Below are 8,918 nucleotides of genomic sequence, written 5' to 3'. Positions count from 1 at the left end.
GTTCGGGTTGGATACATCTTAGCACGCTGTCCAATTTTGCCGGACCACTTCACACACGAACATTTAGTTTGGGCCACACAGTTCAAAATGCTGCGAGCTAAACGAACGGTGGCATTGAAAGGCTGCGCCGCAGCATTCTGAAGTATTGGGGAACGACGGCTAATGGGATGTACCGGCTGCTTCACCCAGCAGGTTAGACTGAGCTTAGTTTCAACTACATTTAGGAGAAGTAGCATGGCGAAGGTTGAGTTTGATGATCTGATGTCGGTTGGCATCGATATTGGTAAAGACACATTTCACATTGTTGGTTTTGATCACGATGGTCAGCGCGTTCTGCGTAAGTAGATCAAACGCCTTGCATTGGTCACGACGTTCGAAAAGTTGCCGCGCTGTATTGTCGGAATGGAGGCGTGTCTGAATGCCCACTTTGTCAGTCGCACGCTGCGCAAGATGGGTTTTGAGCCTCGAATTATTCCAGCGATCTACGTAAAGCCATTCAATAAGGGCCAGAAGAACGACTACAATGACGCGGAAGCCATCGCTGAAGCGGCGCTGCGTCCGAACTTGAATGCAGTCTCTGAGAAGAGCCAAGACCAGCTCGATTTGCAAGCGTTGCACCGTGTCAGGTCGCGCTTGGTGTCGCGACGGACGGCAACGATCAATCAGATCCGGGCGTTTTTGATTGAGCAGGGCATCACTTTCCGCAAAGGTTTGCGTGCGTTGAAAAATTCCTTCAAGACCATCCTTGAAGACCGCAAAGATGAGGTATCGCCGCGGATGCGGAAGATACTCAACGGGCTCTATGGTGATTGGATGTGGATGGATGATCGGATCGATACAGTCTCAAAAGAGATCGAGGATATCAGCCGAATGGAAGAGAACTGCGTCAACGTGATGACGGTGCCTGGGATTGGACCGATGATCTCTACGGCGATGGTGGCTGCTGTCGGTGAAGGTAAGGCCTTCGATCGTGGTCGTGACTTTGCAGCTTGGGTGGGGTTGGTCCCTCGAAAATACAGCACGGGCGGCCGAGCTATCTTGGGGCGGATCACCAAACGTGGAAACAGGTATTTGCGCATGTTGTTCGTTCAGGCGGCTAAGGTTATCCTGATGCGACCCCACCGATGGCCGGACTTCGGCTTCGGCGCATGGCTCACACGCGCATCAGAGCGCATGCATCGCAACAAGCTGGCGGTCGCTTTGGCGAATAAATTGGCCCGGATGGCGTGGAGCATATTGAGACATAAAACGGCGTTTGATGCGCCCAGAGATGAGAACATGGCTGGCGTCTAAAGCACCACCACGATCCAAAGGAGTTCGCGATAGATAGAAAGCATGGAACGGAAATATTACGCCTCCAGAGTCTGACGGCCCAAATGGTCATAATCGACCTGTCCGGTAATGAGATCACGGCGCGTGTGTAACCCCAACAAGGCCACGACCCGCGTGTCGATCACAGGCCCGATACATATGAGCGACTTCCGAGAACATGCCAGAAATCATTTGCGAACAGCAGCCGATACATACATATGGGCCGTTCACTGCGCCCTACATCAAGGGCGGCATGCGGTTATTCGCTGCGGGCGCGAAGTCGGGTTCAGAGCACTGCACATAGACACGTAGATGTTCGTTTTAGGACGTGTGAAAAACTAGTTCTTCAACTCGGAAAGGGTGCGCGCCGGAAACCTGTGGTCAAGCTCAGCGGCGATCAGGGCGGACTCGCAGTAGATATCCGCCCCAATCTGAAGCACCGGCACCCGACTGAAGTCACCTGTGAGGGACAGCAGATCAGCCTTTGGCGCGATTAACGCACTACGACTGACGGGCAGCCCCTTGAAACCCATCGGAATCCTGATTTCTTTGGAATAGGGAGGGGCTTCATAGTGATGCAGGATCAGGTCGGTTATTGATTTCCCCCTACTTCAGCAGCGCAAGGATCTCTTGCGCGGCAACGGCGGATGAGGCGGGGTTTTGTCCGGTGACGAGGTTGCCGTCACGCATCACGAAACTGCCCCAATCCGCACCTTTTTCATACTGGCCGCCATTTGCCTTTAGCATTTCTTCAACCAAGAACGGCACAATGTCGGTGAGGGCCACGGCCTCTTCTTCGGTGTTGGTAAACCCTGTCACACGGCGGCCGGAAACCAGTGGCTTGCCGTCCGTCCCTTGCGTGTGGCGGAACACGGCGGGGGCGTGGCAGACCGCACCAACGGGCATGTCGGCGGCGTTGAAGGCCTCGATCAAGCGTTTGCTGTCTGCGTCTTCGGAAAGATCCCACAAGGGGCCATGGCCGCCCGGATAGAAGATGGCGTCAAACCCCCCTTCGGTCACGTCCGAGAGTGTCAGCGTGTTCGCGAGATGCTTTTGCGCGTCGCTGTCGTCTTTGAAGCGACGGGTGTCATCCGTCTGCGCATCCGCGCTGTCGCTGGAGGGATCAATCGGTGGTTGCCCACCTTTGGGCGAGGCCAAGATGATATCCGCCCCGGCGTCTTTGAAGACGTAGTAGGGGGCCGCAAACTCCTCCAGCCAGAAGCCGGTTTTTTTGCCAGTGTCCCCGAGCGTGTCGTGGGATGTCAGTACCATTGGAATTTTCATGTTCTTACTTTCAGTTGCGGCCAACGCGGATGACGCGCTTGCCAAAGTTTTCGCCGTTCAGCAAACCGATGAATGCTTCGGGCGCATTTTCCAGCCCATCAATCATCTCTTCGCGGTATTTGATTTTGCCGCTTTCGATCCACGGACCCATCTCTTTGGCAAAGTCCGGATAGAGATGGCCGAAATCGTCAAAGATGATGAAGCCCTGTAGCTTGATTTTTTTGCGAAGAACCTGCCCCATGAGCCAGTTCATCCGGTCCGGTCCATCGGGAAGACTGGTCGCATTGTACTGCGATACCAATCCGCAGACTGGCACCCGCGCGTTCGGGTTCAATAGCGGGATGACCCCGTCCAGAACCTTGCCGCCGACATTTTCGAAATAGACATCGATGCCTTCGGGGCTGGCCTTGGCAAGCTGTTCGGCAAAGTCATCTGCCTTGTGATCGATACAGGCGTCAAAGCCCAATTCGTCGACCGCGTAGACGCATTTGTCTGGTCCGCCAGCGATGCCGACTACACGGGAGCCCAAGATCTTGCCGATCTGGCCCACGGTGGCACCGACGGGACCAGTTGCAGCTGCTACAACGATGGTCTCGCCAGGCTTCGGCGCGCCGATTTGGGTCAGACCAGCCCAAGCGGTAAAGCCGGGCATCCCCATGATCCCAAGCGCCCAAGACGGATGCGCAGGCGATTTACCCAGATTGGTGACGCCTGCACCATCGGTCAGAGCATAGTCCTGCCAGCCATTGAAACTGAGCACATAGTCGTCCGGCGCGAACCCATCGACGTTCGAGGTAACGACCTGCGCCACTGTTCCGCCCTGCATGACGCCGTCGATTTCTACGGGTGCTGCGTAAGAGGGTGCATCGCTCATGCGCCCCCGCATATAAGGGTCCAACGACAGGAATTCCGTGCGCAAAAGCATCTGACCCGCGCCGGCAGAAGGTACCTCCCCCTCGACCAGACGGAGTGTGTCCTTGGTCGGCGCGCCTTTGGGACGCTCCGACAGCACAAGCTGGCGGTTGACTGTTTCGGTCTGCATCATGTTTAAAATCTCCTATAGGGCCGCTTCAAGAATGCGGCGGGCATCGTCGGGGGCAATGGCGGCATGTTCGCCAATCGCGGTCAGGCCGTGGTCCTTCAGAGCGGTGACGATGCGATCAATTTCGGGCGCGGCGATGTCGTAGTCACCCAGCCGTGTCTTGATCCCCATCGCCTCAAAAAATCCGCGCGTGGCGTCGATTGCTGCGTCGATCCGGTCATCCTCGGACCCCTCGCGGATGTCCCAGACGTTGGCGGCATATTGCAGCAGTTTCTCACGTTTGGGGCCGCGCTGGTCGTTCATCAGCGATGGCAGCACTACAGCCAGAGTTCGCGCGTGATCGGTATCGTTCAATGCTGTAATCTCATGCCCGATCATATGGCTTGCCCAGTCCTGCGGAACACCCGCACCGATCAGACCGTTTAGGGCCAGCGTTGCCGTCCACATCAGGTTGGCGCGGACATCGTAGTCGTCCGGCGTTTCAAGCGCTTTGGGTCCAAGCTCGATCAGGGTCCGCAGCAGGGTCTCGGCAAAACCGTCCTGAACGCGCGCCGCAGACGGATATGTCAGATACTGTTCGATGATATGAACAAAGGCATCAGCAACACCGTTGGCGATCTGGCGGGGCGGCAGCGAATAAGTGACCTCCGGGTCCAGCACCGAAAAGACGGGATAGCAATGCGGGCTCATGAAGGGCAGCTTTGCGCCCTTTTCTGCGTGGGTGATGACAGAGGCAGGGTTCATCTCTGATCCTGTCGCGGGAAGCGTCAGCACGGTGTCGAACGGCATGGCATCTGTCACAACCGACCCGCGCGATGTCAGGATGTCCCAAGCGTCGCCGTCATACAGAGCGGCCGCCGCGATGAACTTGGTGGCGTCGATGACCTACCCGCCGCCGACTGCGAGCAGGAAAGTAATGTCTTCTTGGCCGATCAGCTCAACCGCCTTGAGTGCGGTTTCAAAACGCAGGTTCGGCTCCACCCCACCGAACTCGACCTAAGTGCGACCAGCAAGTGCCTCTCGCACCTGAGCAAGAACGCCGGTCCTTTCAGCACTGCCCCCGCCGTAGACGATCAGGACCTTTGCGTCAGTAGGAACCTGATCTTTCAGGTCCGCGATACGGCCCTTGCCGAACAGGATGCGTGTCGGGTTGCGAAAATCAAAATTGTTCATGAGTTCAGGCCTCTTCGGTTTCGACGTGCAAGCGCACGTCGATGTTGCTGCGTGTGGCGTTGGAATATGGGCAGACCTGATGCGTCGCTTCGACCAGACGCTGCGCGTCCTTGCGGGCCGTGCCCGGCAGATGAACGGTGATGTCCAAATCAAGTCCGAACCCGCCCTCAGTGCGTTGGCCAATGCCGACGTCGACGGAGGTTTTAGACCCCGTGGAGTCCAGCTTGAGCTGCTTGGCCGTCAGCTCCATCGCGCTGTCGAAACACGCAGCATAGCCAATGGCGAACAATTGTTCAGGATTTACCCCCGCATCGCCGCTGTCCGGGCGGACCATCTGGACCGAAAAGCTGCCGTCGTTGAGGGTGGCGGTACCCGAGCGACCGCCGGTTGCCGTTGCGGTGGTTTTGTAGAAGATTTTCATAGGTTTTCCTTTCTTGAATAGACCGGTCGTCTATACAATTGGCAAAAATTTTTGAGAATTAGGGTGCTGGAACAAGCGCCCTTGTGGCATCCATTGCGGAATTGAGGGGGGCATCACTGTGCGAGATGCTCGCCATCAGGCTGGCGCCAAGCCACATATGATAGAGCATTTCCGCCGAGGCTCGGGGATCTTCGAGCGAGACTATCGTACCATCCTCCGCCCCCTGTTTGAGAGTGCGCGCCAGATGCGTCACAATATCGGACACACCTTTTTCCAAGATATTGCTCATGTTCTCCGAAAGGTCAGCAACCTCCGCCGACAGTTTGACGACCAGGCACCGGTCCTCAGGGTTCGGGCTAAGTTGTTTTGTGCGCCACCTTTCAAAATAGGTGAAAATCCGAGACCGCGCATCCATATCGGGATGCGCGAGTGACGCAGTCAGGCGAACGCCATACTCTGTCATAAATTCGTTCAACAGCGCACAGCCATAAGCCTCCTTGGAGGCGAAGTAGTGATAGAACGATCCCTTCGGAACCCCGGACTCTTTCAAGAGCGCACTGAGGCCGACGCCTGTGTAACCCTGCTTGGCTGTCAGGCGGCGTCCTGTGGTTAATATAAGTGAGCGGGTGTCGTTTTGCTGTTCCATGGACGGTTACATAGGCGTCATTAGACCGGTCGTCTATAGGGACGCAGCATTTTTTCTATCACAAGTAAGTGAGAAAAGCTGATAGCCTGTGTGGAAACATAAACCGATCGACACCTGCACCGGCCATCATCTCTATCCACCATGTACATATTTACAAACCACGCAGATGCAACTCGGCTCAGCGCGCCCTTAGTCTGCGGTTAGGACTGCTTCCAGCAGGCCGGGAAAACGGCGGCAAAGTGAGCCCTTCCGCAGCTTCAGCAGGCACCTTCGTCCCTTCGGGATGTTCCGGATCACACGAACATTTAGTTTGGGCCACACAGTTCAAAATGCTGCGAGCTAAACGAACGGTGGCATTGAAAGGCTGCGCCGCAGCATTCTGAAGTATTGGGGAACGACGGCTAATGGGATGAGATTGGTCCTTTGAGCGCTTGACTTAGATCGCCCAGAATGCCCAGGTCATCAGTCTTCGGCGCAGCTTATCGTTGGGCGTAGCGCACATGTCGGACTTGCCGAAGCGATACCGATTATGCGCTATACGGCGATATATCCATTCGCGGAGCCCTCGCGGGAGAACGCGTAACAGGCTGGCGAGCCTTGCTGCACCGCCCAAGCGCTCGCCAATCCGGATGATCGCTTCCATACCGGACCATGCTTGCCCGTCTTCGATAAAGAGCCAGGTCTCAGGGTCCACCGGGTCCAGTCCGTAATGACGCACGAGAGCATCGCCGGTTTTTGACTGGGCGGGGCAGAGGCGGAACGTCTCAGCTTTATCCAGTTTCGCGATTGTGCGCGCACCCCAGGAGCAAAGTGCGCAGTCGCCGTCCATGACCGCTATTTGACCACTGTCGTCGAAGGCAGGAACGGCTGGATCCTCTCGATACGAATAGGCTGTTCTCTCTGCAAGTGCTGCCATTCTACTCTCCACAGTTCTTTGGACCCAGCATGCGTCGTTTCGTAAGAAACGACAACAGTGGGCGAGCGTGATCCGCAAATGCCAGTTTGGCGATACAAACTATAATGGCAGCGTCGTCCGCGTTGCGTGAATTCATCCGTCTCCCAATTTTGGGGTTGCGACGAATGTCTCCTATGGCGGGCCGCACTGCGGCATCGCAATCCTATGCTGAAGGTCGGCAATGGGCCGTAAGCGGCAGCCTTCACCAAGGGCGGGAAGCAGACCTTCGCTGCTTAGCCGAGCAGAGCCCCAAGCCAGAACGGAAGTCGACATTGCTTGTCTTAGGCTGAGATCGGATCTCATGCGATAAGGGAGCCGCTGACCAGCACCTTAGGTATGCCGGGCAGCGGCGGGGGACGGATCGGGACATTTCAGGTCGTGCAAGGACCGAAAAGCAGTGTGATCACCACGGATACTGCTTTGTCGCAGTCTACCCCAGCGAAGCAGGTTTCTTGGGTCCGCCCTTACGGATGCTGCCATCTCGGCAATTGGAACGGTTGCAGAGAGAACGGCAGGCATGGGCCGAAACTTACACTCTCATCTCGGATCATCCATAAACGACCTACTCCCCTGCTCAAAAGAGCGTCCTGCTCCATTTACCTGCCGGGCCTTGGTACGCCCTAGGCCCTGTTGCGCACAGCGGGGTCTACATTGCGTCTTGGACCAGATCGGGATGCCGACAGTTTCACTCAAGTCAGAATGTTCAATCCGCGTGGGAAGTACTTAATTTAATTGGATAATTTTAGTTTACCTGCAAACAAGAAGCATGGGAGATTCGACAATGGAGGTGTCCTAATACGGCTTCATTTCCAAGCTCTTTATCATTTCAATTTAATACCAACCATTCAACGGCGCCCAAATGAACACCAAACGCCAGCCGAAGCATTCAGCGCCTGCCATTGCACGCGCTTATGTCGTGCGCGACGGCGACGCCTCCGATGGCGCTTGCTGTGCAGACGGGGCGGATATCAGCGCTCTGGTTCGGGTCACCAACTGTAATACCGCGATTGCTGACTGATACGGGAGCCACCGTTACCAACGCCGCAATTACCAATCCGGTGACAGGGGGTGCCGATTTCAAGGATATCTGAGCGGTTGCACAGGGATCAAATCACTTCATTCGACCTGCGCCGTACATATGTGCGGCGATAAAAGGATCAGACCATGCCAATAGAATTTATTACAACAAACCAAAATTCAGTATACCTTGTGGACCCCACCGACGACGTCATTCTTATGCCGGGTGTTTCCATGACAGGCGGCCTAATTGTGTTCTATAATACGACCGTATTGTCAGGAGCGAGTGTGTATGTGCAGGGTGCCATTGCATCTTAATATGCGATCGACTTTAACGGCACGATCAACGACACGGATATCTTGATTGGCGCACAAGGGTCGGTAACCGCCAGATATCTTGGCGTTTTTCTCAACTCAGGTTCGAACAATTCCGTTGTGAACTACGGTGAAATATCTTCAGGGGAAACCGCCGTATCGACGAACGGGGGCGATCTCCTTGTAGCCAACCACGGTACGATGAGCTCCTTTCGCAGTTATACGATCTCTTTCTTTAGTCTCTCAGCCGGTAACGACATCCGCGAGGTTGTAAACACTGGGGTGATCAACGGCCCGATTGTTAATAATAGCCCAACGATCTACAACGCCGCGGGCGCTGAATTCCACCTCGACAATTCCGGCGCAATCCTTGGTGCGCTGAGGGCCCTCTTTAGTGGGGCACAACAAAATTTCATCACCAATACCGGGCTGATCACCGGTGACATTCTAACCGATTCCAACACTACCAGTTCCCCATCAGATAATTTCATCGCCAATACAGGGCTGATCTTCGGTGACGTTACATTTAATTCCCTTGGCTCTTCTGCGGTTCCAAACACTAGCCAGGTCAAGATGACCAACACCGGACTGATCTCCGGTGACGTTGCAGCCACTGGCCTGACCATGATGCGCAACATAGGAACCATTGACGGCGATGTCACACTGAGCTGGAACAATGACATCTATCGCGGCTTTGGCGGCACCGTTCTAGGCACCATCGATGGCGGTACGGACAACGACACCTATTTCATCG

General features: G+C 55.5%; 10 protein-coding genes and 1 pseudogene. 3 read left to right on the top strand and 8 right to left on the bottom strand.

All coding sequences use genetic code 11. The features are described from left to right. Positions 1-234: 234 nt before the first annotated feature. A pseudogene (locus V7730_RS20805) lies at positions 235-1,293 on the top strand (IS110 family transposase). Between the two features lie 356 nt (positions 1,294-1,649). On the opposite strand, the gene V7730_RS20800 reads toward V7730_RS20805, so the two are convergent. From V7730_RS20800 to V7730_RS20770, 8 genes are all read right to left on the bottom strand, one after another. Further along, positions 1,650-1,892: a glutathione S-transferase N-terminal domain-containing protein gene (locus V7730_RS20800; RefSeq protein WP_335749480.1), complete on the bottom strand. Its 243-nt coding sequence runs from the start codon at positions 1,890-1,892 to the stop codon at positions 1,650-1,652. 25 nt (positions 1,893-1,917) lie between these two features. After that, positions 1,918-2,595, bottom strand: coding sequence for a type 1 glutamine amidotransferase domain-containing protein (locus V7730_RS20795; protein WP_335749479.1), 678 nt, complete (start codon positions 2,593-2,595; stop codon positions 1,918-1,920). Between the two features lie 10 nt (positions 2,596-2,605). Further along, positions 2,606-3,640: an NADP-dependent oxidoreductase gene (locus V7730_RS20790; protein ID WP_335749478.1), complete on the bottom strand. Its 1,035-nt coding sequence runs from the start codon at positions 3,638-3,640 to the stop codon at positions 2,606-2,608. Between the two features lie 12 nt (positions 3,641-3,652). After that, on the bottom strand, positions 3,653-4,519 hold the full coding sequence (locus V7730_RS20785; RefSeq protein ID WP_443070260.1) for an iron-containing alcohol dehydrogenase: 867 nt from the start codon (positions 4,517-4,519) through the stop codon (positions 3,653-3,655). A gap of 114 nt (positions 4,520-4,633) precedes the next feature. Then, on the bottom strand, positions 4,634-4,810 hold the full coding sequence (locus V7730_RS22785) for a hypothetical protein (protein WP_443070259.1): 177 nt from the start codon (positions 4,808-4,810) through the stop codon (positions 4,634-4,636). A gap of 4 nt (positions 4,811-4,814) precedes the next feature. After that, the gene (locus V7730_RS20780; RefSeq protein ID WP_335749477.1) at positions 4,815-5,231 is read right to left on the bottom strand and encodes an organic hydroperoxide resistance protein; all 417 of its coding nucleotides are present in this window, start codon (positions 5,229-5,231) and stop codon (positions 4,815-4,817) included. 58 nt (positions 5,232-5,289) lie between these two features. Then, on the bottom strand, positions 5,290-5,877 hold the full coding sequence (locus tag V7730_RS20775; RefSeq protein ID WP_335749476.1) for a TetR/AcrR family transcriptional regulator: 588 nt from the start codon (positions 5,875-5,877) through the stop codon (positions 5,290-5,292). A gap of 436 nt (positions 5,878-6,313) precedes the next feature. Then, positions 6,314-6,793 carry a thiol-disulfide oxidoreductase DCC family protein gene (locus tag V7730_RS20770; RefSeq protein WP_335749475.1) on the bottom strand — a complete coding sequence of 160 codons (480 nt, stop codon included), beginning with the start codon at positions 6,791-6,793 and terminating at the stop codon, positions 6,314-6,316. Between the two features lie 898 nt (positions 6,794-7,691). Here V7730_RS20770 and V7730_RS20765 point away from each other — a divergent pair. Beyond that, positions 7,692-7,850 (top strand): hypothetical protein, encoded by a 159-nt coding sequence (locus V7730_RS20765; RefSeq protein ID WP_335749474.1) that lies wholly within the window; start codon positions 7,692-7,694, stop codon positions 7,848-7,850. 359 nt (positions 7,851-8,209) lie between these two features. Continuing rightward, the coding region (locus tag V7730_RS20760) for a hypothetical protein (RefSeq protein ID WP_335749473.1) at positions 8,210-8,918 on the top strand (709 nt) is incomplete at its 3' end.

Source organism: Sulfitobacter sp. (assembly GCF_036961165.1).
Lineage (GTDB): Bacteria > Pseudomonadota > Alphaproteobacteria > Rhodobacterales > Rhodobacteraceae > Sulfitobacter.
The sequence above is the reverse complement of the archived record's forward strand: the minus strand, read 5'-3'. Positions and strand labels throughout refer to the sequence as shown.